26 protein-coding genes are annotated in these 26,953 nt (G+C 71.3%); 16 read left to right on the top strand and 10 right to left on the bottom strand.

Features of this window, described 5'->3' with window-relative positions; genetic code table 11:
• Nucleotides 1-17: 17 nt before the first annotated feature.
• Nucleotides 18-485, bottom strand: a complete 468-nt coding sequence (locus C4V41_RS05130; protein WP_103954515.1) for a hypothetical protein — start codon at nucleotides 483-485, stop codon at nucleotides 18-20.
• A gap of 229 nt (nucleotides 486-714) precedes the next feature.
• Here C4V41_RS05130 and C4V41_RS05125 point away from each other — a divergent pair, with 229 nt between their 5' ends.
• A complete protein-coding gene (locus tag C4V41_RS05125; protein WP_103954755.1) occupies nucleotides 715-1,503 on the top strand; it encodes an MOSC domain-containing protein in 789 nt (262 codons plus the stop codon).
• 40 nt (nucleotides 1,504-1,543) lie between these two features.
• Here the strand turns inward: C4V41_RS05125 and C4V41_RS05120 are convergent, their stop codons facing one another.
• On the bottom strand, nucleotides 1,544-2,863 hold the full coding sequence (locus tag C4V41_RS05120; protein ID WP_103954514.1) for a hypothetical protein: 1,320 nt from the start codon (nucleotides 2,861-2,863) through the stop codon (nucleotides 1,544-1,546).
• A 137-nt stretch (nucleotides 2,864-3,000) separates the two neighbouring features.
• Here C4V41_RS05120 and C4V41_RS05115 point away from each other — a divergent pair, with 137 nt between their 5' ends.
• From C4V41_RS05115 to C4V41_RS05105, 3 genes are read left to right on the top strand one after another with little or no spacing between them, the layout of a single operon-like run.
• Entirely contained in the window at nucleotides 3,001-3,855 is an 855-nt protein-coding gene (locus tag C4V41_RS05115) for an ABC transporter ATP-binding protein (RefSeq protein ID WP_103954513.1), read from the top strand.
• Between the two features lie 32 nt (nucleotides 3,856-3,887).
• Complete coding sequence (locus C4V41_RS05110) at nucleotides 3,888-4,871, top strand: ABC transporter substrate-binding protein (RefSeq protein WP_103954512.1); 984 nt, start codon at nucleotides 3,888-3,890, stop codon at nucleotides 4,869-4,871.
• Complete coding sequence (locus C4V41_RS05105; protein WP_103954511.1) at nucleotides 4,868-6,949, top strand: iron ABC transporter permease; 2,082 nt, start codon at nucleotides 4,868-4,870, stop codon at nucleotides 6,947-6,949. Before C4V41_RS05110 ends, C4V41_RS05105 begins: the two co-directional genes overlap by 4 nt.
• Here the strand turns inward: C4V41_RS05105 and C4V41_RS05100 are convergent, their stop codons facing one another.
• Both C4V41_RS05100 and C4V41_RS05095 read right to left on the bottom strand, forming a co-directional pair.
• On the bottom strand, nucleotides 6,950-8,110 hold the full coding sequence (locus C4V41_RS05100) for an FG-GAP repeat domain-containing protein (RefSeq protein ID WP_146103538.1): 1,161 nt from the start codon (nucleotides 8,108-8,110) through the stop codon (nucleotides 6,950-6,952). It lies immediately after the preceding gene.
• 75 nt (nucleotides 8,111-8,185) lie between these two features.
• On the bottom strand, nucleotides 8,186-9,085 hold the full coding sequence (locus tag C4V41_RS05095; protein ID WP_103954509.1) for a CHRD domain-containing protein: 900 nt from the start codon (nucleotides 9,083-9,085) through the stop codon (nucleotides 8,186-8,188).
• Nucleotides 9,086-9,290: 205 nt separating this feature from the next.
• Between C4V41_RS05095 and C4V41_RS05090 the strand changes: the two genes are divergently transcribed.
• From C4V41_RS05090 to C4V41_RS05080, 3 genes are all read left to right on the top strand, one after another.
• Complete coding sequence (locus C4V41_RS05090; RefSeq protein WP_160150168.1) at nucleotides 9,291-10,250, top strand: nucleoside hydrolase; 960 nt, start codon at nucleotides 9,291-9,293, stop codon at nucleotides 10,248-10,250.
• Between the two features lie 101 nt (nucleotides 10,251-10,351).
• On the top strand, nucleotides 10,352-11,710 hold the full coding sequence (locus C4V41_RS05085) for a sensor histidine kinase (protein ID WP_235029904.1): 1,359 nt from the start codon (nucleotides 10,352-10,354) through the stop codon (nucleotides 11,708-11,710).
• A 114-nt stretch (nucleotides 11,711-11,824) separates the two neighbouring features.
• Nucleotides 11,825-13,483, top strand: coding sequence for an HAL/PAL/TAL family ammonia-lyase (locus C4V41_RS05080; RefSeq protein ID WP_103954507.1), 1,659 nt, complete (start codon nucleotides 11,825-11,827; stop codon nucleotides 13,481-13,483).
• A gap of 3 nt (nucleotides 13,484-13,486) precedes the next feature.
• Here the strand turns inward: C4V41_RS05080 and C4V41_RS05075 are convergent, their stop codons facing one another.
• Nucleotides 13,487-13,840, bottom strand: coding sequence for an arsenate reductase family protein (locus C4V41_RS05075; protein WP_103954506.1), 354 nt, complete (start codon nucleotides 13,838-13,840; stop codon nucleotides 13,487-13,489).
• Nucleotides 13,841-13,889: 49 nt separating this feature from the next.
• Between C4V41_RS05075 and C4V41_RS05070 the strand changes: the two genes are divergently transcribed.
• The 5 genes from C4V41_RS05070 to manD all read left to right on the top strand — a co-directional run bounded on the left by C4V41_RS05070 (nucleotide 13,890) and on the right by manD (nucleotide 19,043).
• Nucleotides 13,890-14,681 carry a FadR/GntR family transcriptional regulator gene (locus tag C4V41_RS05070; RefSeq protein ID WP_103954505.1) on the top strand — a complete coding sequence of 264 codons (792 nt, stop codon included), beginning with the start codon at nucleotides 13,890-13,892 and terminating at the stop codon, nucleotides 14,679-14,681.
• 106 nt (nucleotides 14,682-14,787) lie between these two features.
• Nucleotides 14,788-16,098, top strand: a complete 1,311-nt coding sequence (locus C4V41_RS05065; protein ID WP_200823744.1) for an ABC transporter substrate-binding protein — start codon at nucleotides 14,788-14,790, stop codon at nucleotides 16,096-16,098.
• Nucleotides 16,098-17,000: a carbohydrate ABC transporter permease gene (locus C4V41_RS05060; protein ID WP_103954503.1), complete on the top strand. Its 903-nt coding sequence runs from the start codon at nucleotides 16,098-16,100 to the stop codon at nucleotides 16,998-17,000. The genes C4V41_RS05065 and C4V41_RS05060 overlap by 1 nt, the downstream gene beginning before the upstream one ends.
• Nucleotides 16,997-17,818 (top strand): carbohydrate ABC transporter permease, encoded by an 822-nt coding sequence (locus tag C4V41_RS05055; protein ID WP_103954502.1) that lies wholly within the window; start codon nucleotides 16,997-16,999, stop codon nucleotides 17,816-17,818. Before C4V41_RS05060 ends, C4V41_RS05055 begins: the two co-directional genes overlap by 4 nt.
• A 25-nt stretch (nucleotides 17,819-17,843) precedes the next feature.
• The gene (manD, locus tag C4V41_RS05050; protein WP_103954501.1) at nucleotides 17,844-19,043 is read left to right on the top strand and encodes a D-mannonate dehydratase ManD; all 1,200 of its coding nucleotides are present in this window, start codon (nucleotides 17,844-17,846) and stop codon (nucleotides 19,041-19,043) included.
• A 23-nt stretch (nucleotides 19,044-19,066) separates the two neighbouring features.
• Here manD and C4V41_RS05045 read toward each other — a convergent pair whose 3' ends face one another.
• A complete protein-coding gene (locus C4V41_RS05045) occupies nucleotides 19,067-19,786 on the bottom strand; it encodes a GntR family transcriptional regulator (protein ID WP_235029903.1) in 720 nt (239 codons plus the stop codon).
• Between the two features lie 47 nt (nucleotides 19,787-19,833).
• Between C4V41_RS05045 and C4V41_RS05040 the strand changes: the two genes are divergently transcribed.
• Nucleotides 19,834-20,415, top strand: coding sequence for a hypothetical protein (locus tag C4V41_RS05040; RefSeq protein WP_146103536.1), 582 nt, complete (start codon nucleotides 19,834-19,836; stop codon nucleotides 20,413-20,415).
• Here C4V41_RS05040 and C4V41_RS05035 read toward each other — a convergent pair.
• Together C4V41_RS05035 and C4V41_RS05025 are read right to left on the bottom strand one after the other, a co-directional pair.
• Nucleotides 20,394-20,858, bottom strand: a complete 465-nt coding sequence (locus tag C4V41_RS05035; RefSeq protein WP_103954499.1) for a DUF6194 family protein — start codon at nucleotides 20,856-20,858, stop codon at nucleotides 20,394-20,396. The two genes, C4V41_RS05040 and C4V41_RS05035, sit on opposite strands and share 22 nt — an antisense overlap.
• Before the next feature lie 368 nt (nucleotides 20,859-21,226).
• Nucleotides 21,227-22,225 carry a zinc-dependent alcohol dehydrogenase family protein gene (locus tag C4V41_RS05025; protein WP_103954498.1) on the bottom strand — a complete coding sequence of 333 codons (999 nt, stop codon included), beginning with the start codon at nucleotides 22,223-22,225 and terminating at the stop codon, nucleotides 21,227-21,229.
• A gap of 87 nt (nucleotides 22,226-22,312) precedes the next feature.
• Here C4V41_RS05025 and C4V41_RS05020 point away from each other — a divergent pair, with 87 nt between their 5' ends.
• From C4V41_RS05020 to C4V41_RS05010, 3 genes are read left to right on the top strand one after another with little or no spacing between them, the layout of a single operon-like run.
• Nucleotides 22,313-22,654 (top strand): ArsR/SmtB family transcription factor, encoded by a 342-nt coding sequence (locus C4V41_RS05020; protein WP_103954497.1) that lies wholly within the window; start codon nucleotides 22,313-22,315, stop codon nucleotides 22,652-22,654.
• A 49-nt stretch (nucleotides 22,655-22,703) separates the two neighbouring features.
• A complete protein-coding gene (locus tag C4V41_RS05015) occupies nucleotides 22,704-23,867 on the top strand; it encodes an acyl-CoA dehydrogenase family protein (protein WP_103954496.1) in 1,164 nt (387 codons plus the stop codon).
• Between the two features lie 56 nt (nucleotides 23,868-23,923).
• Nucleotides 23,924-24,550 (top strand): dienelactone hydrolase family protein, encoded by a 627-nt coding sequence (locus C4V41_RS05010; protein WP_103954495.1) that lies wholly within the window; start codon nucleotides 23,924-23,926, stop codon nucleotides 24,548-24,550.
• A 4-nt stretch (nucleotides 24,551-24,554) separates the two neighbouring features.
• On the opposite strand, the gene C4V41_RS05005 is transcribed toward C4V41_RS05010, so the two are convergent.
• Nucleotides 24,555-25,487: an LLM class F420-dependent oxidoreductase gene (locus tag C4V41_RS05005; protein WP_103954494.1), complete on the bottom strand. Its 933-nt coding sequence runs from the start codon at nucleotides 25,485-25,487 to the stop codon at nucleotides 24,555-24,557.
• Nucleotides 25,488-25,542: 55 nt separating this feature from the next.
• Entirely contained in the window at nucleotides 25,543-26,868 is a 1,326-nt protein-coding gene (locus C4V41_RS05000) for a lanthionine synthetase LanC family protein (RefSeq protein WP_103954493.1), read from the bottom strand.
• Nucleotides 26,869-26,953 lie beyond the last annotated feature (85 nt).

The following is a 26,953-nucleotide window of genomic DNA, read 5'->3' as shown; positions in this document are numbered from 1 at the left end:
GAACGGGACTCCCGGCTTCAGTTGAAGGGATTGTCGTAGGTGGTACCGCTCCTTCTCCAGGTGGCCTGGCCCTGCCCGTTGAAATTGACACCCTCCACCTCCAAGCGCACGTTCGTGACGGTGCTGCCGACGTAATCCGTCTTTCCGAACAGGTCCGCCGGATACCTGCATTCGGCTATCGACGTGTTCCCGTAATTCACGCTGTACGAGGCCCGCTGGCTCGTGCGGTCGTTCATCCAGACGTAGCCGCCCGCGGCGCTGTAGCTGGACTCACGGCACAGGTAGAACTGGTAGGTGTACGTCGTGCTGTCGTTGAACTCGATCCAGCCGTACATGCCGGAAAGTTTCTGGTTGTTGTCCCCGCGCACTTCCAGGAAAACCGGGACCCGGGCCGTGGTCGCCTGTGCCGGTGCGGCCGGGAGAACGACCGCGGCCAGCAGTGTGAGAACGATCGCGGTGCGGTGTCGCAGGATGTGGGATGACAATTCTTGCCGCCTTCCGCCTGAGGTGACGCCGATATCGCCACGTGCTCCGGAGGCTATTGGTTGAAGATTTTACTCGTCCAGGGGGCGATCAATCGGGCGGGCACTAATACGGCCGGGCGCCTGGCTGATAAAGGCGCGGCGTCGATCACGTTCCTTTCGGGGCGCCATGAGCGCGTGAAAGTTTCACCGCCGGGTGCCGATCGCCTGCGGCACGTCCTACGATTCGATCATGCACCTGGTGGATATCCGCATTTATCCGGTCAAAAGCAGTGCCGGCTGGTCCCTGCCCGAAGCGACCGTCGAACCCTGGGGCCTGGCCGGCGACCGGCGGTGGGCCGTCATCGACGAGGCCGGCGACACCTTCTGGCTCGGCGAGTATCCCCGGCTGGCCTCGGTCCGCGCCCAGAACCAGAGCGACGACGGCCTGCTGCTGTCCGCCGCCGGCCTGCCCGACCTGAAGGTCCCCCCAGCCGCGGGGCGCCCGGTCCCGGTGGGCTTCACCGGCCTCGACCAGGCGATCCTCGCCGACGACGACGCCCACATGTGGTTCACGAGCCTGCTCGGCCGCCCCGCCCGGCTGGTCTGGCTGGACGACCCGCGCCGCCACACCATCGACCCGGCCCACGGCGGCCTGCCCGGCGACGTGGTCAGCTTCGCCGGGGACGCGCCGCTGCTGCTGACGTCCGCCGCGTCGCTGCGCGTCCTCGACGAGCAGATCGGCGGCGACACCCCGCTCGACATGGCGCGCTTCCGCCCGAGCGTGGTGATCGACGGCGCCGAGCCGTACGCCGAGGACGCCTGGAGCGAGGTCACGATCGGCGAGGTACGTTTCCGCGTCTCCGAGTTGTGCGACCGGTGCGCGGCCACCACCATCGACCCGCTGACCCTGGTCAAGGGCAAGGAGCCGATCCGCACGCTGGCCAGGCACCGCAGCTGGAACGGCAAGACCTGGTTCGGCGTCCGCCTGGTGCCCCGCGACCAGGGCCGCCTCCGGCTCGGCGACCCGGTGACCATCTGAACGCCGCGCAAAGGCCGCCCCTGAACGCCGCTCAAAGGGCTCAAGAGGTGCGGCGCACCCGGATGCCGTGGGCGTCGGCGCGTTCGACGCCCGTCGCGTCCACGTTCGTGATGGGGATCAGGCCGCGCACCTGCCCTGAGCGGCCGTCGTCCGCCATGCGGATGATCAGCAGCCCGGGATCGTGCCCATGCGAGGAGTGCGGGTCACCGGAGAGCGGGTTCGGGCCGCGCGTCGAGGCGAACAGCCACGCCCGCCCGGGCGACGAGGCGAACAGGTCCACCGTCGGATCGGCACTGTACGGCGACGTCAGCGGCACCGTCCCGGCCCGGGCACCGGTGCGGCCGTCGAAGACCTCCGCCACGTTGCCGTCACGGTCGCCCACCCAGACGTACCGGTCCCGGGGGCCGACCGCCGTCCCGTGGGCGTCGCGCTCCGGCGTGTCGTCGTCGTAGAGCCGCTGCACCGGCGGCGTGTTGGGCGGGTTCGCGGCGGAGTAGCCGGTTCGCGGCATCCGGAAGACGCTGAACTGGTCGAGGTTGGCCGGGGTGCCACCGCCCCCGTCGCCGAAGACGGCGCCCTTGGCCTCGATGAAGCCGCACCCGTTCGCGGGCACGTGAGCCCCGTCGTACTCCCCCACGATGGCCATCGGCGTGGCGCGCCAATCTACGACGAACATGCCGCCCCCGCGCAGGCTGACGAAGACGGGCCCGTTGTCGGAGGCGATGAACGGGCAGATCGGGGCGTTGTCGGGACGGACCTCCGGCGCTTGGCACGGCGCGCCGCTCGGAGTCTGACAGCCCGCCAGGTCGAGCGTCGCCGCGGGCTCCTGGGTGAACGTGCCGGCGGCGTAGTCGGTGCGGATCCGCTCCAGTTTCTTGCCGTTCTGGTTGGCGACGACGAGATACCGGTCGTCCCCGGTGGGCCACAGGGCGTGGGCCTGCCGGGCGCCGCCCGCACCCGCCTCGGTGGAGAGACAGGCGAGCGGCCGCCGGGCGGCGGCGTCGAAGATCACCACATGGCCGCTGGCGACGAAGGCGAGCGCGGCGTGGGTGTCGGCCTGGTTGAACACGATCATGTGCGGCCGGACCGGGTTCCGCCCGGTGCTCGCCAGGCACAGGGCCGAGGTGGCGCCGCCGAGGTCGATCACGGCGGCCGGGCGGGCTGCGGAGAGCCTCCGGGTGACGTCGCCGCCGTCGTACACGTGGACGGTGCCGCCGTACGCGAGACCGTTGGTGTCGGACTGGTCGACCAGCCAGATCTCGTACGCGTGCGAGCCCGGGTCCGAGGAGGAGCCGGGCAGTGCGGCACCCCCGAGCACGAGCGTCATCAGCAGTGTGACGATCATGGCACGCCAGCGCATAGCGCCTCCCCGGCGAAGTAAACGGCTCCGTCCGGAGTGTCTCTGCGATCACATTTCAGGACAAGAGTTGATATTTCACCGTTAGGAACGCGTACCCGCCGTAGTGCTTTGAGCAAGGTTAGCCTAACCTTAGGCCCATGACCGAGGAGATCTCTCTCCGCGGCGCGGAGCTTTGCCTCAGCTACCACGGCACCACCGTGGTCGAGGACGGTCGCATCACCCTGCGGCCGGGCCACGTGACCGCTCTTGTGGGCCCGAACGGCAGCGGCAAGTCCACGCTGCTGCGCGCGCTGGCCAGGCTGCACCGCCCCGACAGCGGCGCGGTGACGCTCGGTGACGGCTCCGGCGCCCTGGAGCTGTCGGCGCGCGACTTCGCCCAGCGGGTGACGCTGCTGTCGCAGAGCCGCCCCACGCCCGGCGGTGTGCAGGTGCGCGACGTCGTCGGGTACGGCCGCCACCCCTACCGGCGGCGCTGGAAGGCCGCCGACCCGGACGGCACCGCCGCCGTCGCCAGGGCGATGGAGCTGACCGGCGTGACGACGATGGCCGACCGGCCCGTCGACGAGCTGTCCGGGGGCGAGCTCCAGCGCGTCTGGCTGGCCACCTGCCTGGCCCAGGACACCGGCGTCCTGCTGCTGGACGAGCCCACCACGTTCCTCGACCTGCGCTACCAGGTCGAGCTGCTGGAGCTCATCCGCGACCTGGCCGAGGAGCACGGCGTGGCGGTCGGGGTCGTCCTGCACGACCTCAACCAGGCCGCCGAGATCGCCGACCACGTCGTGCTGCTGCACGGTGGCCGGGTCCGCGCGGACGGCCCGCCCACCCAGGTCTTCACCGAGAGCCTGCTCAGCGACACGTACGGCCTCCACATCGAAGTAAGCCACGACCCCGAGACGGGAATCGTGACCACCCGGCCAAGAGGCCGGCACAACAGGAACGGCCGCCACGACCCGAGTGGCCTCCACGACCCGAGCGTCTCCGTAACGACATGAAGCGTCCCCGTAACGACATGACAGGAACCACCATGCGCAGTGCCCTGACGGCCATCGCCGCCATCGTCGTCCTCGCCGCCTGCGGCACGACTGAGGCACCCGTACCCGAGCAGCCCGCCGCCGGCGGAACGGCCCCGGCGACCACCGCCGCCGCCGTGACCGTGACCGACGGCCGTGGCAAGCAGGTCAAGCTCGACCGCCCGGCCACCCGCGTGGTCAGCCTGGAGTGGGGCGAGACCGAGATGGTGACCAGCCTTGGCGTCATGCCCGTGGGCGCGGCCGACATCAAGGGCTACACCCTCTGGAACACCGCCGCCAAGCTCGACCCCTCGGTCAAGGACGTCGGCACCCGGCAGGAGCCCAGCGTCGACTCCATCAGCGCCCTCCAGCCGGACCTGGTCCTCATGGAGGCCGAGCGGGACTCGCCGCTGGTCGAGCAGTTGGAGAAGTTCGTACCGGTGCTGGTGTTCACCGGCAGCGACGCGACCCGCAACTTCGACCGCCTGCGCGAGGACCTCAACCTGATCGCCACGGCGGTCGGCAAGACCGACCAGGCCACCAAGCTGCTGGCCGACATGGACGCCGCCTTCGCCGCCGGCAAGGAGAAGATCGCCGCGGCGGGCGCCGCGGGCACGCCGTTCGCGATGGCCGACGGGTGGAAGCAGGGCAGCACGATCTCGATCCGGCTGTTCGGCAAGGGCGCGCTCGTCTCCGACGTCGCCGAAGCGCTCGGGCTGAAGAACGCCTGGACGGGCAAGGTCGACAAGGTGTGGGGCCTCGGCACCACCGACGTCGAGGGCCTGACCGCGCTCAAGGACGAGAAGGTGCGCTTCTTCTACAACGCCCCCGAAGAGGACGTGTTCGCCGACGGGCTGAAGGACAACGGCATCTGGAAGTCGCTGCCGTTCGTCAAGAACCAGCAGGTCACCAAGCTGCCCAACGGGATCTGGACGTTCGGCGGGCCGCTGTCGTGCCAGCAGTACGCCGACGCGCTGGTGAAGGCGTACACGGGTTGAGCACGGACGTCCTGACCCCGGCACCGCCCGAGACGCCCCTGCGGCGTCTCGGCACCGCCGGGGTTTTCCTCCTCGCGCTGGCCGCCACCGTGCTGGTGGCCGCCGTGCACGTGACGCAGGGCACCTCGTCGGTCGGCGCGCTCGACCTGCTGGCCCTGCCGTTCGGCGGCAGCGACGAGGCCGCCCGCGTCCTGCTGGCCTCCCGGCTGCCCCGGCTGCTGGCCGGAGCCTGCGTCGGCGTGGCGCTGGGCGTGGCGGGCTCGCTGCTGCAGACGATCGCCCGCAACCCGATGGCCGCGCCGGACACGCTGGCCGTCAGCTCGGGCGCCTACCTGGCGGTCGCCGGCGCGGCCGCGTTCGGGCTGTCGCTGCCGATCCCGGTGTCCGGCGGGCTCGCCCTGATCGGCGGGCTGGCCGCGGCCGCCCTGGTGCTGGCGCTGTCGGCGGGCGGGCGCAGCGGGACGACCCGGCTGATCCTGGCCGGCTCCGCCACCGCGCTGGCGCTCAGCTCGCTGACGAACCTGCTCATGATCCTCTTCGAGCAGGAGACCACCGGGCTGTTCGCGTGGGGCAGCGGCTCGCTCGTGCAGAGCGACCTGAACGCCGTCACCCAGCTCGGCCCCGTGATCGTGGTGGCCCTGGTCGCCGCCATGCTGGCCGGGCCCCGGCTGGACATCCTCGGCCTGGGCGACGACACCGCCACCGTGCTCGGGGTGAACGTGCGGCGGCTGCGCCTCTGGCTCACCCTGCTGGCCGTGCTGCTGGCCGCCGCCGCGGTGACGATCGCGGGCCCGATCGGGTTCGTCGGGCTGTGCGCGCCGGTGATCGTGCGGCTGCTGCCCAAGTCGATTCCCGGGCTGCACCGCAACCGTACGCTGCTGCCGCTGTCCGGGCTGGCCGGCGTGCTGGTCGTGCTGGGCTCCGACATCGCGCTGCGGGCCGCGCTGGGCGCGCAGGCGGGCGTGGAGGTGCCGCCCGGCACGGTGACCACCGTGCTCGGCGCGGCGGTGATGATCTGGCTGGCCCGCCGTTACCGCGACGCCGGCCCGACCCGGCAGCCTCCGGCCGTGCGTACGGGCGGCAGCCGCTCGCAGGCGGCCTTCCTGACCATCGTCGGCGTCTTCGCGGTCCTCGTGGTGGGCGCGCTGGTGGTCGGCATGCTGGCCGGCGACCGGTGGCTGCTCACCGGCGACGTGGTCAACTGGCTGCAGGGACGCAGCGGCCGGGCCCTGACCTTCGTGCTCGACCAGCGCTGGCCGCGTGTGGCCGCCGCCCTGCTGGCCGGTGCCGCGCTGGCCGTGGCGGGCGCGGCCGTGCAGGCCGTGTGCCGCAACCCGCTCGCCGAACCCGGCGTGCTGGGCGTCACCGCCGGGGCGGGCGTCGGCGCGATCCTGCTGCTCACGCTGGTGCCGCTGGCCGGGGTCTGGGCGATGTCCGCGGCCGCGGGCACGGGCGCGCTGCTCGCCTTCGGCCTGGTGTACGGGCTGTCCTGGCGCGGCGGGCTGAGCTCCGACCGGCTGGTCCTGATCGGCGTCGCCGTACAGGCCGCGTGCACCGCCATCACCGTGCTGATCATCGTGCTGTCCGACCCCTGGAACAGCGCCAAGGCCCTGACCTGGCTGTCCGGCTCCACGTACGGCCGCGTCCCGGTCCAGCTCATCCCCGTCGCGCTCATGCTGCTGCTGGCCATCCCGCTGCTGGCCTGGCTGCGCCGCGACCTCGACCTGCTGTCCCTGGACGAGGACACGCCGCGCATCCTGGGCGTGCCCCTCGAACCGGTACGGCTGGGCGCGCTCGCCGCCGCCGTGCTCCTCACCTCCACGGCCGTGTCGGCGGTCGGGGTCGTCGGTTTCGTCGGCCTGGTGGCCCCGCACGCCGCCCGCGCGCTGGTCGGCGCGCACCACACCCGGGTGCTGCCGGTGGCCGCGCTGCTCGGCGCGCTGCTGGTCAGCCTGGCCGACACGCTCGGGCGTACCGTCATCGCCCCGGCGCAGGTGCCCGCGGGCCTGGTGACGGCGCTGATCGGGACGCCGTACTTCGTGTGGCTGTTGTGGCGGGCCCGCGCGCACAACGGCTGATCAGGTCAGACCGAACCGGTTCAGGACCTTCCTGCCGTCCGTCACGATGATCCCGGACTCGTCCTCGCCGTGCGCGAAGACGAGTTCGTCGTCTCCGTCGCCGTCGTAGTCGCCCGCCGTCAGCGGCACGGCCGGGCTCGTCCCGGCGATCGCGCCGCCGGGGCGCAGGCCGTCCCGGCCACCCCAGAAGAGGCCTTCCGCGCCGCCGAAGGCGAGATCGTCGCGGCCGTCGCCGTCGAAGTCGCCGGCGACCAGCGGGCCGGCGGTGCCCTTGAACGTCTTGGTGGCGCCGTTGCCGTAGTAGACGGTCAGGGTCCTGTCGACCGTGGGCGGTTCGGTCTCGAAGCCGGGCTCGTTGTTGCGGCTGCCGTCGTCGCCGACGGCCACGTCTCTGGCGCCGTCGCCGTCGAAGTCGCCGAACGTGGCCGACATGCCCGGGTTGAGCGTGCGCCCCTGCTGCGCCAGACCGCCTTGGCCCGCTTCGAGCAGCCGGCCGGAGGTCTGCTCGCCGTCGTCGGCCTCGTACACGATCAGGCCGGTCGGACGGCGGCCGTTGACGCGGTCCGCGGTCATCCGCCAGAACTCCGCGCCGGTCGGCGACGGCCGGGTCGTCTGACGGGCCGGCTTTCCGTCGCGGCTGAACGGCCCGTACAGGATGACCAGGTTCGTGTCGCTCTGACCGGCGGTCGCCAGGTCGGCGGCGCCGTCACCGTCGAAGTCACCGGCGACGGCCCGGTAGGCCGCCGGTGTCGCAGGGCCGATGCCGCGCGGGCCGCCCCAGAGGATGTACGAGCGTTCGACGTCGTCTTTGGTGCCATAGGCCAGGACGTCGCCGAAGCCGTCGCCGTCGAGGTCGGCCCGGATGACCGGGTCGAGCAGCGCGGGGCGGAACACCTCCGGGGAGACGACCGTCCGCTTCGCCGGGTCGAGGCCGCGCCGCGAGCCGGGGACGACCACGAGGGAAGCCGTGTCGCCGCCGGCCTCGGCGACCAGGTCCGCGAGGCCGTCACCATCGAGGTCGTCGGCACGAGGGGCGGCCGTGGAAGGGGTGACCGCTGGAGTCGCCGCGGCCGTGGCAGGCGGAGACGAGACCACCGGCTCACCACCGCAGCCCCCGGCCAGGAGCGTCAACGCCAGCCAGATCGGCACCCTTCTCGGCATGGGCACAGAGCCTACTGGGCCGGGCCCGGCGCGCCGTGCGAGCGAGGACCCGCACGGCGCGTGGCTTACCGGCCTCTACCAGTCCCCCTTGTAGAGCTGGCCACGGACCGCGCCGCCGGGGAGCTTGGCGGTGTGCAGGTTCACGTACCAGTTCTTCGGGTTGTTCCAGATGCGGCGGGCCGTCGCGACGTCGGTGGTCACGCTGCCGGCGACGCCGTTCACGCTGCGGGGCAGACCCTTCTCGGCGGCGAAGAAGGGCACGACGACGGGCCCGTTCTGGCCCTTCGGGGCGCGGTGGATGTGCGCGCCGACCGGTTTCCCGATCTTCTGCCAGGAGGAGGCGAACCACACCCGGTTGCCCTCCGGCTGCACCAGCCATCCGGCGCTGCCGTCGCTGTCGCCGACCTTCGTGCCGGGCGCCGGCACCTCCTGCCGCCCGTTGGCCCGCGTGGTGAGCGTGGTGCTGAACCCGTGCGACAGCAGGGACTCCAGCTCGACCGGGCGGACCCGGTGCAACTGGGCCCGTACGGCGCCGCCGCCGAACTCGGTGTTGTGCAGGTTGGCGTACCAGTTGCCGGGGTTGTTGACCACTCTCCTGAGCAGGTCGAGGTCCTTGACCACGACCGTTCCCTTGATGGCGTGCAACGACTTCGGCAGGGCCTCGCCGATGAACGGGATCTTGACTTCACCGTTCTCACCGGACTGGCCCCGGTGGATGTGGAACCCGCTGGGCGCGTCCACGTTCTGCCACCTGATCGCGTAGTCGACCCGCTGACCATGAATCCGGAACACGGCCAGCGCGCTGCCGTCTCCGTCACCTACCTTCATGCCCTCCACGGGCACCTCATTGGCTCCCTTGAGGGACGCGGCCAGGTAGATCGGGGTGATGGCCTGCGCGGATAACGGACTGATCGAGGTGGCCAGCAGCGTCGTGACGACCGTCAGGCCGGGGACGGTGAGGGTGCGCATGTTCATGATTACCCTTTCGATGCTCTCTCGGCCTGGTACGGCTGCCTCACCGTTCAGGTTCAACAGGACAAAATGCGCGCACGTAGATCCACAAAGCCGGCCACCTGGGTTTAACTGGGGTTCCGACCACGATCACGAACCCGGGAACCCCATGAAAAGAATTCTTCTGTCCCTCGTCCTGACTCTCACCACAGCCGTCACAACCGTCACAGTGGCCCCAGCGGCCCCAGCGGCCCACGCCCTGCCGCCCGCGATCATCTTCGACACCGACATGGACTTCGACGACGCCGCCACGCTGGCCTACCTGTCGCAGGAGCACAAAGCGGGCCGCATCGACCTGCGCGCCATCACGGTGACCAACAACGGCGCCGGCTTACCCGGCAGGGCGATCCGGCACGCGCGCTGTCTGGCCGAGCGCCTCGGCCTGCGTGACGTGCGGATCGCCGACCATTCGAGCGCGGCGCCCAACTCCTTTCCGGCCGATCTGCGGCAGCTCTTCGACCGGGTGCTCACGGCGGCCACCCCCGGCTGCGCCGGTGACGAGACGCCGTCCGGCCTGACGGCTCCCGAGCTGATCGGGAAGGTGCTGCGAGAGTCCCCCGGCGCCCAGATCATCGCCACCGGCCCGCTGAGCAACCTGGCCCGCGCCCTGCCGCGGGCCGCCTCCCGGCTCACCTCGATGGGCGGAGCCGTCAACGTGCCGGGGAACCTGTGCTGCGGCACCCCGCCGGAGTTCGACGGGACGCAGGAGTTCAACTACTGGCTCGATCCGGCGGCCGCGCGGGCGGTGCTCACGCAGAGCCGCGGCACCGTGCGGATGGTGTCGCTGGACGCCGCCAACGCGGTGCCCATCACCGGCGCGTTCCTGGCCCGGCTCAACGCCGAGCACCACACCCCGGCCGCGGACACCGTACGGGAGATCGTCACGCATCCCGAGGTCCTGCCCCTGATCGAGGCCGATCTGCTCTACTGGTGGGACCCGCTGGCCGCGATGAGCGCGATCCGCCCCGGGCACGTCGAGTTCACCTCGGCGCGCGTCGACGTGGTCACGGACGGCCCCTCGGCCGGGCGCACGATCCTGTCGCCGGCGGGCGGCCTGCTCTCGTACGGCGTCGCGGCCGACACCATCGCGTTCGAGCAGCGCTTCCTCGACACCCTGAACGGCCTCTGACGGTCTTCGGCAGCGGCCCTGCTGTCCGCATTTATCGATGAATCTCCCTAAGTTAGCGGCGAACGCGATAGCCGTGATCTTCTGGTCACGGAGGGAGACGCGTGAGAACACGGTTGCGCCGTTCGCTGCGGACGCGGCTGGCGCTGCTCGCCGGCATCACCATGTTGCTGCTGAACATCGTCGTCAACGCGTTCGTCCTGTACGGCATCAGGGACGAGGCCATCGAGATCCGCGCCCGCGAGGTCTCCAGCGAAGCCCTGCACGTGCTGCAACTGATCAAGCGGGACCGGTTGCCCCAGGTGCTGGACCGGCACGACCTCGACGGCATGCAGGTGGTAGACCCGGCCGGGCGGCCCGTCGCCTGGACACCGAACCTGGCCGGCCTGCCCCGCCAGACCGACGCCATCCCGCACCCCAACCAGGCCAACGACGTCGCGGAGGTCTGCGACATGCCCGCCTTCCCCGGGCGGTGCGAGATCGTGGTGGCCCTGCGCGCGTTCCAGCCGGAGGGCATCTGGGTCATCTACGCCTTCTATCCGACGGTGCCCTGGTACGTCAGCCTGGAGGTGCTGCTGTTCATGCTCTGCGTGATGGCCGGGCTGGTGTCGCTGGCCTGGTTCGGGGTGTCGCGCGTCGTGGACAGGACGCTGGCGCCCGTCAGCAGCATCACGAGGCGGCTGGCCGAGATCACGGCGGGCGGCGGCGGGATGCGCGTACCGGTCCCTGACACCGACGACGAGATCCGGGCGCTGGCCGACACCGCCAACCGCACGCTGGAGCGGCTGGAGGCGGCGTGGGAGCAGCAGGAGATCGCGATGGAGCGGCAGCGCAGGTTCGCCGGCGATGCCTCGCACGACCTGCGCAGCCCGATCACCGCGATGCGCACCCAGGTCGAGGAGGCCATGCTGCATCCCGAGGAGACCGACTGGGCGGAGACGAGCGACGAGGTGCTGGCCAGCCTGGACCGGCTGCAGGCCATCGTCACGGACCTGCTCACGCTGACCAAGCTCGACTCGGGCGCGCCCAGGAGCCGCGAGCCCGTGGACCTGGGCGAGCTGGTCGCCCTGGAGACCGCCAGGCCGCGCTCCAAGCGCGTGATCACCAGGGCCCCGATGGGCGTGGTCGTCATGGGCGACCGGCTGCAACTGGTCCGCCTGCTGACCAACCTGCTGGACAACGCCGAGCGGCACGCCGAGTCGCAGGTCACCGTGACGGTGCGGCAGGAGGGCGGGGAGGCCGTGCTGGAGGTGCTCGACGACGGCGCGGGCATCGCGCCCGACCAGCGTGACATCGTCTTCCAGCGCTTCACCCGGCTGGACGCCTCCCGCAACCGCGACGCGGGCGGCACCGGGCTCGGCCTGTCCATCGCCCGCGAGATCGCACTGGGTCACCACGGCCGGCTGACCCTGGAGGACTCCGACGCGGGCGCCCGGTTCGTCCTGAGGTTGCCCGCCGGGTAAGCATTCGCCCTGGAACCGGCCAGGAATCGCCCAATGGTGTTGCGCCACCATGTGCGCCCCTTTGTCCGCTGGTTATAACGGATCGGCATTGACCTACGTCATCAAGGGGCCGAGTTGACCACCAGAACAGCACGTACGGCCATCGGCGTGGGCCTGCTCGCCGCCCTCTGCGTCCCGGGCCAGGCGGTCGCCGACCCCACCCCGCGGGCGGTGACGGACCTGGTGCTGGACGGCGACTCGCTGACGCTCCGGGACGCCTTCGCGATCCTGGAGGGCGGCCAGGTCTCCGTACGGCTCTCCCCGGCCGCTCAGGCGGTCATGAACGAGACCCGGGCGGGCGCGCTGAAGGCCCTGGACGACCAGCGCGTCTACGGCTGGAACCAGGCGCTCGGCCCGCTGAAGGACCGGCCGCTCTCCCCCGGCCAGGCCGAGCGGTTCCAGCGCAACGTGCTGCGCTCCCACGCCGCGGGCGTCGGCGACCCGCTGCCCGACAACGTGGTCAGGCTGGCCTTGGTCCTCAAGGCCAACCAGATGGCCAGGGGCAAGGTCGGGGTGCGGCCGGAGGTGCCGCAACGACTGCTGGCCATGGTCAACGCCGGGGTCACGCCGCGGATGCCGCAGATCGGCTCGCTGGGCACCGGGGACCTGCAGCCGCAGGCGGCGGCGGGGCTGGCCGCGCTCGGCGAGGACGCGCCGGTGCGCTACCGGGGCGAGGAGGGGCCCGCCTCCCTGCTGCTGCCGAAGGCCGGGCTGCCCGCCGGCTTCGCGTTCCAGGCCGGGGAGGCCCTGCCGATCATCAGCGGCAGCACCGTCCTGGCCGCCACCCTGCTGGACGCCGTGCACCGGGCCACCCGGCTCGCCGACCAGGCGGAGGGTGCCTTCGCGCTGTTCATGGAGGCGACCAGGGCCGAGCGGAGCTCGCTCGACGCGCGTACCCACAAGGAGCGCCGCATCCCCGAGCAGGACGCGGTGGCCGCGCGGCTGCGCGCGATGGTGGCGGGCTCGGGCTGGATGACCGAGGAGGGCCGCAAGCGCCTCGACCCGGCGAACTACCACCCGCGCGTCCAGGACGCGGTGTCCGTACGGGCCGCGCCGCACATCATGGCGGGCCTGCGGCACGCGCTCACCGGCGCGCGCCGGGCCCTGGTGCGCGAGGCGAACGCCTCGACCTCCAACCCGCTGATCTTCAAGAAGAAGTCGGGCCGCGGGTACGAGTTCGTGATGGGCGGCAACTGGGACGGCTCCGTCCTGGGTCACCTGGCGGACACCCTGAACTCCGAGATCACCGACGTCGGCGTGCTGTCCCAGGAGCTGTCAGGACGGCTGCTGTCGCCCCGGTGGAGCTACGACCTGCCGGCGAACCTGGCCGGCGGCGCCGTCGGGCTGAACTCCGGGATGGTCCAGGTCCAGACGGTGGCCGCCGCGCTGATCCCGGAGATGCAGGTCAGGGCCACGCCGGCGGGCACGCTGTCGCGGCCGGTCAAGGACGGGCAGGAGGACCACAACACGATGGCGATGGCCTCGGTCCGGCACCTGCACGAGAACCTGGACCGGCTCGAAATCGTGCTGGCGGTCCAGTATCTGATGGCGGCCCAGGGTGTCGACCTGATCACGCGGAAGATGGCGGGGCTGTCTCTCGGCACCGCCACGCGCACCCTGCACGCGGAGATCAGGCGGTACGTCACGCCGCTGGGCGAGGACCGCTATCTGACTCCTGACCTGGAGCGGGCCATCTGGCTGGTGCGCAACGGCCGCCTGCGGCCATCGGCCTGAAGCCTAGAGCACGGACCGCACGGCGTCCTCCGAGCGGCCGATCACCGCAGACCCGTCGTCGGCCGTGATGATCGGCCGCTGGATCAGGACCGGGTTGCGCGCCAGCGCCTCGATCCACTGGCCGCGGGCCCGCGCGTCGCGTGGCCAGGTGTCCAGGCCCAGCTCGGCCGCCCGCGCCTCGCCGGTCCTGGTGACGTCCCACGGTTCGAGGCCGAGTTTGGCCAGGACATCACGGATCTCCGCCTCGCTGGGCGGGTCCTCCAGATAGCGGCGCACGGTGTATTCGGCCTTCTCGGCGTCCAGGACGGACAGGGCGGAGCGGCACTTGGAACACGCGGGATTGATCCAGATCTCCATGACATCCGACAGTAGCGGCCCGCCGCGGCGCCTCCTGTATTCTCGTCGCATGCCCACCGACCTGCCTGCAGCGATGGGCCACGACGTCTCGCCCGCACACCGGGGGCTGCTGACCGAGCGCATCGCCCGCCAACTGGAGCACGACATCCGCTCCGGCGACATCGAGGTGGGCGCCAAGCTCCCGTCCGAGCGCGAGCTGGCCACCCAGTTCGGCGCCAGCCGCAACGTGGTGCGCGAGGTGCTGCGCCGGCTGGAGGCCCAGCACCTGATCGAGGTCGCCCCAGGCCGGGGCTCGTTCGTCAGGGAGCAGTCGTCCGCGCAGGCGCGCAGCTACGACGCGCTCTACCGGGCCGGACGGCCCACGGTCCGGCAGTTGATCGAGGCGCGGATCCCGCTGGAGGTCGAGATCGTCGGCTTGGCCGCCGAGCGGGCCACCGAGGCGGAGCTGGCGGTCATGCGGGCGGCCAACGACGCGCTGCTCAAGGCCACCGACGTGGTCGACAAGGCCTACGCCGACCTCGACTTCCACGACGCGATCGCGCAGGCGAGCGGCAACCCGGTGCTGCGCATCATGCTGTCGTCGATCAGCGGCATGATGTTCGAGATGATGCTCCGATCGCATTCCGATCCGTCGATCGGCGAGCCGGGCGTGCCACACCACCCCGAGATCCTCGACGCGGTCGTGGCCGGCGACATCGAGCTGGCCCGGCGGCACATGCGCGAGCATCTCACGCTGGGCCTGCGCACCTACGGCGCCGACCTCGACATCAGCGTCGACGTGATGGCCAGGCAGCACATCGAGACGCTGCTCGGCCGGTCGAAGGGGCGCGGGCGGCGCTAGCCCTGTTCAGGGGGTGGTCAGGGGTGAAGGCCGTTTGCTATGGTCCAACTGGTCCTACCAGTTGGACCAGTGTTCATCCTGGACGCTCCTGAGCAGAAAGCCGAGCATGAGCATGTCCATCAACAGCCCTGACCTCAGCCGACGCGCGTTCGGCAGGCTCATGGCCACCGCCCTCGGCGGAGCGGCCCTGACAGGCTGTACGACCGGCGGCGGCACCCCCGCGCCGGACACCCCGCTGCGGGTCATGGCGATCAACCATGTCTGGTCGCAGGCCATCAGGAAGCGGCTCGCCGAGTTCGAGGAGCGGATCGGCCGCCGGGTGTCGATGTCGCTGCTCACCTCGGACCAGCTCGCCAACAGCTACAACGTCAAGCTCAACGCCTCGGCCACGGACATCGACGTGATGATGGTCCGGGCGCTTCAGGAGCAGTTGCTCTTCGCGCACAACGGCTGGCTCGCCGACCTCACCGGCCGGGTACGCGGCGACGCGGCGTACCAGTGGGACGACTTCCTGCCGGCCACCCGTGAGCGCTCCGCGACCGACGGCAAGGTGCTCAGCGTGCCGGTCGTCACCGAGCGGCCGGCCCTGTACTACCGCAAGGACCTGGTCGGCGGCGCGCCGCCCGCGACGCTCGACGACCTCATGGAGACGGCGCTCAGGCTCACCGACCGCGCCGGCAACTTCTTCGGCTTCGTGGGCCGGGGGCAGCGCAGCGGCGCGGTGAGCATGTGGTCGAGCTTCCTCTACTCCTTCGGCGGGAACTTCACCATCGACGGGCGCTCCGGCATCGGCCGGCCCGAGGCGATCCGCGCGTACGAGTACTACGGCGGGCTGCTGGAACGGGCCGGGCCGCCCGGCGCCACCAACATGAGCCTGGAACAGGCCATGCCGATCTTCGCCCAGGGCAAGGCGGCGTTCTACATCGACGCCGACGCGATCTACACCAACTTCCTGGACCCGAAGATCTCGACCGTGCGGGAGACCGTCGGCTTCGCGCCGTTCCCGGCCGGCCCCGCCGGGGCGCGGCCCTTCAACATCCCCTCGTGGAGCCTCGGCATCAGCCGGTTCTCCCGGCTGCCCGACGCGGCCTGGGAGTTCATCCGCTGGGCGAGCGGCCCGGAGATGGTGCGCGGCCTTCAGGCGGAGGGCATCCCGGGAGCGCGGCAGGAGGTCTGGTCGGACCGGGCGACGCTGGCGTCGTTCCCGCCCGACCTGGCCAGGTCGATGCAGACCGGCGCGCGCATCGGCGTGGGTATCGACCGGCCCGACGTCCTGCAGGTCGGCCGGGCCAGGGACATCATCGGCCGGCCGCTCGTCGCGGGCATCCTCGGGCAGCCGGTCGCGCCGGTCGCGCGGGAGGCCGACGCCGAGTTCGCCGACTTCCTCGTCCGCGACAACCGTTACCGGGAGGCCTGATGTCCGCCGTACGGACCCGCTCCTTCGAACAGGCCAACCGGCGGCTGAAGTGGACGATGCTCGCCCCCGCCCTGGTGTTCGTCGGCATGATGATCATCTTTCCGCTGGTCTTCACGATCAACCTGAGCTTCACCGACGCCTTCGGCGCGGTGAACGCCGACAAGGGCCACGTGGGCCTGCGCAACTTCGGCGACGCGCTCACCGACTCCCGCCGCTTCTGGCCCGCGCTGCAGCGCACCGCCCTGTTCACGATCGGCGCCGTGCTGGTCGAGACGGTGCTCGGCCTGGCGCTGGCCATGCTCATGCGCAAGCCGTTCCGTGGCATCCGCTGGGTGCGCACGGTGCTCATCGTCCCGCTGCTGACCACGCCCGTGGCGGTCGGCATCCTCTGGCTGCTCATCCTCGACCCGACCAACGGCATCGCCAACCACCTGCTCACCTCCGTCGGCGTTCCACCGCAGGAGTTCCTCGGCTCAGTGAGCCAGTCGCTGCCGCTCCTCATGCTCATCGACGTGTGGCAGTGGACCCCGATGATGACGCTGCTGCTGCTCGCGGGCCTGTCCACGCTGCCGGACGGCCCCGAGGAGGCCGCCCACGTGGACGGCGCGGGGCTGTGGCAGCGCTTCCGGTTCGTCGTCCTGCCGATGCTCGCGCCGACGCTGGCCATCGCCGTCGTGCTGCGCTCGGTCGACGCACTCAAGACCTTCGACATCCTGTACGCCACCAAGGGCCCAGGCGGCGGCTCGAACTTCGAGGTCGAGACCCTCAACGTCTACGCCTACGGCCTCACCTTCGACTACCAGGAATACGGCCTGGCCTCGGCCGTCCTCGTCCTGTTCACCCTCGCCATCGTCTGCGTCGTGATCCTGCTCCGGCGCGGCTCCGGAAGGAAGTCCGCATGAGTGCGCGTACCAAGCGGGCCCTGCCCTGGCTGCGCGGCATCGCCATCACGCTCGTCTGCCTGGCCTTCGTCCTGCCGGTCGTCTGGATGTTCGCCGCCGCGTTCAAGACGAACGTGCAGGTCACCGACCCCTCGGTGGGGCTGATCTTCTCCCCCACCCTGGAGAACTTCTCGAACGTGCTGGCCGACGGCGAGATCCTCACATCGCTGGGCAACTCGCTGCTCGTCGGGGTGGTGTCCACGGTCCTGTCCGCGATCATCGCGGTGCCGGCCGCGTGGGCGGTCGGGCGCTTCCGGATGCACCACACCGGCTCCCTCGTGCTCGTGGCGCGCATCGTCCCGGCGATCTCGCTGCTCGTGCCCTGGTACTACCTGTTCGCCCAGCTCGGGCTGGTCGGCAGCTACACCGTGCTGGTGCTCAGCCACATGTTCGTCTCGGTGCCGCTGATCCTGTGGATCATGATCGGCTTCTTCGAGGGGCTGCCGATCGAACTGGAGGAGGCGGCGCGTACCGACGGGCTGAGCGCCTTCGGCGCCTTCCGGCGCATCGCGCTGCCCCTGGCCGCGCCCGGCACCATGACCGCGTCCGTGCTGGCGTTCGTGTTCAGCTGGAACAACTTCATGTTCGCGCTGATCTTCTCCGACGAGACCACGCAGACCGCGCCCGTGACCCTCTTCCACTTCATCTCCTACGCCAGCACGGACTGGGGCGGCCTGATGGCCGCCTCCACGCTCATGACGGTGCCGGTCGTCGTCGTCGCGGTCCTCGGACAGAAATACCTGGTCGCCGGTCTGACGGCCGGAGCCACCAAGGGCTGACCCGCTCACAGTGAAAGGCAGTGCATTGAAGATCGTTGACGCCAAGGTGGTCCTGACCGGCCCGGGCCGCAACTTCGTCACCCTGAAGGTGGAGACCGACGAGGGCGTCACCGGCCTCGGCGACGCGACCCTCAACGGCAGGGAGCTCGCCGTGGTCGGCTACCTGCGCGACCATGTGGTCCCGCTGCTGCTGGGGTCCGATCCCCATCGCATCGAGGACACGTGGCAGTTCCTCTACCGGGGCGCGTACTGGCGCCGCGGCCCGGTGACGATGGCCGCGATCGCCGCCGTCGACACGGCGCTGTGGGACATCAAGGCGAAGGTGGCGAACCTGCCGCTGTACCAGTTGCTCGGCGGCGCGAGCCGGGACCGGGTCCGCACGTACGGGCACGCCAGCGGGCGCAACCTGCCCGAGCTGTTCGACTCCATCCGCGCGCGCCTCGCCGAGGGCTATCCGGCCATCCGCGTGCAGACCGGCGTCCCGGGTCTCAAGCTCGTGTACGGCGTCCGCCACGCCCAGGACCCCGGCCTCGGCGCCCGTCCCGTGGTCGAGGACTGGGACACCGGCGCCTACCTGCGCAACCTCCCCCGGGTCTTCGACGCCGTACGCCAGGAGTTCGGCCCGGACCTGCCCCTGCTCCACGACGCCCACCACCGCCTCACCCCGAGCCAGGCGGCGCGGCTGGGCAAGGACCTGGAGCCGTACGACCTGTTCTGGCTCGAAGACTGCACCCCGGCGGAGAACCAGGAGGCCCTGCGCCTCGTCCGCGCCCACACCACCACCCCGCTGGCGATCGGCGAGGTCTTCAACACCGTCTTCGACTACCAGACGCTGGTGAGCGAGCAGCTCATCGACTACGTGCGCTCGGCCGTCACGCACTTCGGCGGGGTGTCACCGATGAGGAAGCTGTTCGACTTCGCCGCCCAATACCAGATCAAGAGCGCCATTCACGGGCCCGAGGACATCTCCCCCGTCGGCATGGCCGCCGCGATCCACCTGGATCTGGCCATCCACAACTTCGGCATCCAGGAGTATTCGGGGCACACCGACCTGACCAACGCGGTGTTCCGGCACGCCTACACCTTCACCGACGGCCACCTGCATCCGGGAGAGGCGCCGGGGCTCGGGGTCGAGCTCGACGAGGAGCTGGCGGCGGCGCATCCGTACGAGCCGGCCTACCTGCCCGTCAACCGGCTCCAGGACGGCACGGTCCACGACTGGTGACCTGGTGGCGGGCCGGTGAGCGGTCATTCCCCGGTCTGGCCGGCCTGGTGCTTGCGCAGGCGCCAGGCGGCCTGGGCGCCGAGGCTGGTGTCGATGTGCTCGCGCATGACGGCGGCGGCGGACTCGGCGTCGCCCGCGATGACGTACTCCAGCAGCGCCTCGTGCTCGGCGGCCTTGCGGTCGCGGGCGTCCTGGCCGCGCTCGACCTCCAGGGCCAGGCGGCGGTAGCGGTCGGCCTTGTCCCACAGGCCGTCGAGCGTCTGGATCAGCAGGTCGTTGTGCGAGGCGGTGTAGAGGGCGGCGTGGAACTTGCGGTGCGCGACGAGCTGCGCGTAGGCGGGGTTGCCGGGCAGCGGATCGAGCCCTTGCGCCGCCGCCCGCATGGCCGCGATGTCGGCCTTGGTCCGCCGCTCGGCCGCCAGCGCGACGGCCAGCGGATCGAGGGAACGGCGGAGCTCCAGCAGGTCGCGGGCCTCTTCCGCGGCCAGCGCCGCCACCCGGGCGTCGCGGTGGGCGTCGAGCTCGACCAGCCCTTCGCTCTTGAGCCGGCGCAGCGCCTCGCGCAGCGGGGTGGTGCTGATGCCGATGTCGCGGGCGAGCTGCGCCTGCGCGATGACGGACCCGGGCACCAGCTCACCGGACAGGATCAGTTCCTTGACCCGGAGGTAGGCGAAGTCCGCCTTGGTGGTGTAGAGCTCGGCCGCTGAATCGCCCATCGCCGTCTTGTCCTCGTTTTCGGACAACCAGAATTCACTGTATAGCCACTATGCCCCCCATTATGGTGGTGATCATGCTTTCCTGGCACCCCTCCGCAGAAGGCTCGGACCCGACGTACACCGAGCCCCTCCGTCTGCTGAACCTGGGCGGCGTGCCGCCCGAGGCGTACGCGGACCTCAACGCGTGCCTGCGGTCGCAGCTCCAGGGTGCCGAGAACGTCCTGCGCGCCGGAGCGACGACGTCCGTCCTGCTGACCCCGTCGGGCATCATCAAGGGCGACGGCGACTTCATGGAGACCGTGGCCGACTACGACGTCGACTACCACTACGAGGACGAAGCCGTGTTCACCGCGCTGAACAACCTGTTCGGCCAGATCACCGCGCGGGCGGCCGAGCTGCGCTGCATGGCGCTCGGCTACAAGGTGCGGATGCGGCCGGTCGCCGAGAACGCGCCGCACGAGGTGACGATCTCCAGGTCCACCGAGTGGCAGCAGGAGAGCCCGCAGGTGCCCGGCGCCATCGACGCCGTGTGCGTGGACGTGGAACACCGTGCCGGGATCGCGTTCCGGGTGTTCATGCCCTACACCTACCAGGACCAGCGGCTGTTCCTCGGTGGCCTGCAGTCCGTGCCCTCTCAGCCCCGGGTGTGGAGCTGATCTCTGGCACTGCGGTTGGCGTGCTTGCGGGCGGCGAACCGGTACGCCTCGTCCAGCAGCACCCGTACGTCGTCTAGGGTGCCGGCGGCCGGGTTCACCACGCACACCCAGTATTGGGAGGCGTAGTGCGGATGCGGCATCACCACGTCCGGCACCGCGTGGTCGAATCCCGTCTCCAGCACGCCGTGCTCGTCCCGCAGGGTCGGTGCCGGGCCGAAACGGGACACGTAGGTGGCCTTGGTCAGGCCGATGTTGAGCCGGTACGCCCCAGCGCGGCTCAGGCGTGACACCGAGTCGTAGGTGTCACCGGTCACCACCGTGGCGAACAGCAGCCACTGGTCGCCGGGTGCGTCATAGCTGAAGAACGTGTCTCCCGAGCTTTCGACGGCCTGGATCCGGTCGAAGGTCTCGGTGATGTGGCGCGTCATGGCCGCGGCGTCCATGTCTGGACCTCCTCGCTTTCCTCAATTGTTTCATTGACGCGCCCATTGAGGGTTTCAGCCGGGGTCGGGGATGACGGCACACGGCTTCACCTCGGCGTACGCCTTTGCCAGGAAGGAACCGAGTCTCCAAGGGACCGCGGCGTCGCCACGTGGGTGACATGGCGGTGCAGGAGCGGTGCGTAACGGTCGGACAGAACGGCGAAGAGTTCCGGCTCGGTTGCTTCGTTCGCCGTCCCGCATTCCGCAGCCCAGCATGTCCGGCCCCGGAGTGATCATGGCGACGATGGTGGTGACGGTGAAGAGCGTCAGCGAGTGCGGGTCGATAGGCATGAGCGAATAATCCCAAATGTCCGGCAGCCGCGTCTTGCTCAGTGGCCGACGGCGACGACGATCTTGCCGAACTGCGTGCCCGCCTCCAGGTACCGGTGCGCCTCGGCGATCTCGTCCAGGCCGAAGACCCGGTCGACGACCGGCTCGAAGGCGCCGGTCCGCAGGCCCGACATGACGTACGCGGCCGCCCGGCGCAGCCGCTCCGGATCCCTGGTGGTCTCGTGCAACGTGTACGTCCGCATGTTCAGCGCGGGCATGCCCAGCACGAACCCCGGATAGGGCGTCACCTCACCGCTCAGCGCCCCGTACGCGATCAGCGTCCCGCCAGGGGCCACCACCTTGGCCAGGTCCACCACACCGGGCCCGGCGACGGCGTCGAACACGAACTCGGCGCCCCGCCCGCGGGTCACACCGAGCACGCCGGCCACGACGTCCTCCTCGCCGGTGACGATCACCTCCGCCGCCCCGGCCTGGAGCAGCCGCCCGGCCTTGGCGCGGGTCCTGGTGGTGGCGATCGGCGTGGCGCCGGTCCGGTTCGCGACCTGGATCGCGGCCAGCCCCACACTGCTGGAGGCCGCGGTGACCACGACGGTGTCCCCGGGCCGCATCCCGCCGACCTCCACCAGCGCCCCGTACGCCGTCACATGGGACATCCACACCGCCGCCCCCGCGACCGCGTCGATCCCCTCGGCCCGGCGCACCACCGCGGCGGCGGGCACGATCGCGCGCTCGCCGTAGACCCCGTAGTCGTTCATGGAGAACGCGGGCACCACGCTGACCGCCACGCCCGCCTCGAACCCCGTCACGCCCGCGCCGACGGCCTCGACCACGCCCGCCGCCTCGGCCCCGAGCCGGGCGGGAAACTCCTTCACCGGCTCGATGTAGTGGCCGCTCCTGAACAACGACTCGGCCCGGTTGAGCCCGATCGCGTCCACCCGGATCGCCAGCTCACCGGGCCCCGGCTCCCCCATTTCCACCTCCTCCAGCCGCAGCACACCCGGCCCGCCGAGCTCGTGGAACCGCACCGTCCTGGCCATCGCCCTCATCCTTTCCGTCGGTGATGCCTCACCCAAACAGAAAGTACGATCGCCGTCAAACTTCGATGAGTGTCGTACTATGGGGCGATGGCGACCGCACGGGACCGCGTCCCACCTCACCCGGACATCGGCACGATCACCCTGCAGCAGGTCCTGGAGGCCCTGGTCGACCCGGTGCGCCGCCTGATCGTCAGCGAGCTGTACGCGGCCCGCCGCGACCTGAGCTGCGGCACCATCGAGCTGCCGGTCAGCAAGTCCACCGCCACCCACCACTTCAACGTGCTGCGCGAGGCCGGCCTGATCCGCCAGTACTACGCGGGCACCTCCCGCATGAACGGCCTGCGCCGCGACGAGATCGACGAGGCCTTCCCCGGCCTGCTCCAGGCGCTCGTCGCCCGCCCGGCTCTGGACAACGCCGCCCGGACGTGATCTGACGGTAGGTGAGAGCGCCGTCGATCACGGACAGGAGCACCTGGAGATGAGCGATACGCCGCGACTGCACAGAGCGGGCACGACCCTGCTGGACCGAGCCCGTGAGCTGCGCCCGCTGATCGAACGGGAGGCCGGCGCGGCCGAGGCGCAGGGCAGGCTCACCGACCCCGTCGTGGACGCGCTCCACGAGACGGGACTCTTCGGCGTGTGGGCGCCGGTGCCGCTCGGCGGCTCCGAGTCGTCCCCGAGGGAGTTCATGGCCGTCGTCGAGGAGCTGTCCTACGCCGACCCCTCCACGGGCTGGGTGCTCATGGCGACCACCCTGGAGAACAGCACGGCCGGCGCCTACCTGGGCGACGACGCCGTCGAGCGGATCTTCAAGGGCCCGCGGATGCCGGTCTTCGCCGGTCAGGGCACCCGGCCGGGCGTCGCCGTGCGCGAGGACGGCGGTTTCCGCCTCAGCGGGCAGTGGAGCTTCGCCTCGGGCATGCTGCACTCCCAGTACGTCCACAGCCTCGGCGCCGTCGAGGGCACCGACGACGTCCGGATCTTCATCACCCCGATCGAGGACGCGAAGCTGCTCGGCAACTGGGACGTCCTGGGCCTGCGCGCGACCGGCAGCATCGACTACTCCATCGACGGCGCCTACGTGCCGGAGTCGCAGACGCACGTCTTCACCGCCAACGAGCCGCTGCGCGGCGGCGCGCTCTTCCGGCTCGGCGTGCTCGACCAGGCGCTCATCTGCCACTCCGGCTGGGCGCTCGGGGTCGGCCGGCGACTGCTCGACGAGCTGGCCCGCCACGCGCGGGCGCGGACGGGACGGCCGGGCCAGATCGCCGGCAGTGACGCCTTCCACACCGACTTCGCCCGGACGGAGGCGACGTTCCGGGCGGCGCGGGCCCTGGTGCACGAGGCGTGGGACGACGCCGAGCGCGCCCTGGACGCGGGCCGGCTGCTCGACGTGCGCGAGGAGACGATGGTGCGGCTCGCGCTCAACCACATCACCTCGACGATCGCCGAGGTGGCCCGGTTCGTGTACGCGTCGGGCGGCACGTCGGCGCTGCGCGACGGGCTGATCCAGCGGCTGTTCAGGGACGCCCAGGCCGGCACCGCGCACATCACGTCCGGCCCGCAGCTGCTTCGGGAGTGCGGCCGCGAGCTGGCGGGGCTGGCGCCGGACCAGTCCTGGGCGGTCTTCACCCTGGAGTAGGGCAGCGAACGGCCAAGCCGGGGTTATCCGGGGAAAGGGCGGGGAGCAGTCCGGCTATGAGCGTACGCATTCCGGTGAGCGAGGTGACCCTGGACGCCGACGTCGTCGTGCCCGAGGAGCGGCGCGGCGTGGTCCTGTTCGCGCACGGCAGCGGCAGCGGCCGGCACAGCCCGCGCAACCGCCAGGTGGCCGCCGCGCTCCAGTCCGCCGGGCTGGCGACCGTGCTGGCGGACCTGCTGACGGAGGCGGAGGAGCGGCGCGACGCCGTCACGGCCGAGCTGAGGTTCGACATCGGGTTGCTGGCCGACCGCGTGACCGCCCTGACCGACTGGACCCTTACCGATCAGGCCCTGACCACCATCGGCCTCTTCGGGGCCAGCACCGGTGCCGCCGCCGCGCTGATCGCCGCGGCCCGGCGTCCTGACCAGGTCCGCGCGGTCGTCTCCAGAGGCGGCCGCCCCGACCTGGCCGGTGACTTCCTGCCCGGCGTCCGGCAGCCCACCCTGCTCATCGTGGGCGGCGACGACCCCGTCGTGATCGACCTCAACCGCCAGGCCATGGAGCGGATGACCGCCGAGGTCCGGCTGGAGATCGTGCCGGGCGCCTCCCACCTGTTCGCCGAGCCCGGAACGCTGGAGCAGGTGTCCCGGCTGGCCACGGCCTGGTTCGCCGAGCACCTGTGAGAGGTCAGCTCGCGACCACGTCGCCCTGGGCCAGGACGCGCAGGTGCTCCAGCGCCTCGGCGGGAGTGTCCGCGAGCGGCTGGATGCACACGTGGTCCGCCCCGGCGGCGAGGTGCGCCTTCACCCGCTCGATGATCGTGTCCGTGTCACCCCAGACCACGATGGCGTCCACCAGCCGGTCGCTGCCGCCGTCGGCGAAGTCCTCGTCGGTCCAGCCCAGTTCGCGCAGGTTGTTGGTGTAGTTCGGCAGCCGCAGGTAGTTCGCGGTGAAGCGGCGGGCGGTGGCGCGGGCGCGCTCCGGGTCGGTGTCGAGAAGCACGGTCTGCTCCGGCGCCAGCACGGGATCGTGACCGAGGATCTCGCGAGCGCGCGCGGTGTGCTCGGGGGTGACGAAATACGGATGGGCGCCCTGGGCGCGCCGCGCGGACAGCTCCAGCATCGCCGGACGCAGGGCGGCCAGCAGGCGCGGCGGCCGCTCCCGCAGCGGGCCGTCGTACGGCGCCTCGTCCATGGCGTCGAGATACTTGCGCATCGCCGTCACCGGCTTGCCGTAGTCGTGCCCTCTGGACGTCACCAAGGGGGCGTGGCTCACGCCGAGACCGAGCACGAACCGGTCGCCGTACGCCTCCGCGAGGGCGTTGGCCCCGTTCGCGGCGGCGGTGGCGTCGCGGGCCCAGATGTTGGCGATGCCGGTGGCGATCGCCATCCGCTCGGTCCCGCCGAGCAGGATCCCCGCGTGCACCAGCGCCTCCTTGGCCCCGGGACCCTCCCCGACCCACAGCGCGGTGTAGCCCAGGGACTCCATCTCGGCGGCCGCCGCCCGCTCGAACGAGGCCGGCTGCCCGCTCAGCGTGGCGCTCCAGACTCCTACGCGGCCGAGGCGCCGCTTCAGCTCGGCGGTGTCGGCGCCGGTCCCGGTCCTGTCATCATCACTCACTTGATCACGATAGGCAGGTCAGGGCCGGGATCCGGTCACGACGTGCCGGGGGTGATCAATCCTTCTCGACTTCGCACAGCCGCACGCGCGGCACCGGGATGGCCGGGAACGGGTTGTCGGGCAGCAGGATGACCCGGCGGGCCTGGCGCGGCTGCAGGGCGGCGTCGAGGTGCAGCAGGGCCGCCCCGATGCCGGCCGCGCCGATCATGTAGCCGGTGTCCGCGCTCACCTCGCCCGGCCGCAGCCGCCGATATGCCTGGTACCAGCGGTAGCCCCGGCCATCGGGGTCGGTGGCGCCGCCGATCAGGTGACCGGCGAGCTCCTGGGCGTAGGTGAGGTAGCCCTCCTCGCCGGTCTGGGCCCACAGGCCGACGAACAGTTCGAGCAGGCCGGCGGTGCCGCAGCACTGGCAGGCCACGTCCCAGAAGCCCTTCGTGCGCCGCGCCGGGGCGCCGCTCTGGACGATGCCGCCGGCCAGGCGCCGCACCCAGTCGAGGTGGCCGGGGTCGCCCGTCACCCGGTAGAGCTCGTAGAACGTCCTGGCCACACCCGCCGAGCCGGAGCAGAACCCGAGGTAGTGCAGCTCCCGCTCGTGCGGCACGTGGTGCGGGACGACGGCGCACTTGCCGGCCACGACGCTGATCTCGCGGACGAAGCCGGCGCCCCGGTCGGCCGCCTCCAGGAAACGGCGGTCGCCGGTGAGACCGTACAGGCGGGCCAGGAGGAAGGACGTGCCGGCCGTGCCGGCGAGGAAGCCGGGGGTGACCGCGTCCATGGGCAGGTCGGGGCAGTCGCCGAACCGGTGGCCGGGGACGGCCAGGCCGGCGATGCGCTCCCCCGCCTCGACGGCGAGCTGCTCCAGCTCCGGGGCGCCCAGGGCGGTGGCGGCGCGCAGCAGCCCGAGCACGATGCCGCCGTCGCCGCGCTGCGCGGGGTCGCCGGTCCAGCCGGGGCCGCCGCCCAGCGGTCGGGCCTCGCGGGCGATCCGCTCGGCCGCCGCCCTGGCCTCGCGTTCCAGGCTCTCGTCGCCGAGCGCCCAGCCCGCCTCGGCGAGCGCCACCACGATGCCGGTCAGTCCGTGGTAGAGCGACAGGTCACGCTGCTCACGCCAGGTGGCCGCCAGGCGCCGCGCCCCCTGCGCGGCGTCCTCCAGGTACGCCTCGTGCCCGGTCGCCGCCGCCAGCTCCAGGAAGAACAGCACGATGCCGGCCCCGCCGGCGTAGAGCGAGGCGGGCTCGGCGGTGAGCGCGGAGCGTTGCCTGGCGTCGGGGTTGGCGAGCCAGTGCCGCCCTCGGTCGTCGTCCACGGCGGCGGCCCGGATCCACCGCCCGGCCAGGATGGCGGCGGTCAGGGGCGTCTCGCCCTGCGTGTCCAAACCCATGCTCAATTATCCCACAACTTTGGTAGGGAAAAGAGACTTCCAGGGAAACCTACGAGAACCGTACCGCGTCCAGCGGGAAGGGTGC

The organism is Nonomuraea solani (assembly GCF_900108335.1).
GTDB classification, from domain to species: domain Bacteria; phylum Actinomycetota; class Actinomycetes; order Streptosporangiales; family Streptosporangiaceae; genus Nonomuraea; species Nonomuraea solani.
This window is presented reverse-complemented; position numbering and strand designations above follow the sequence as displayed.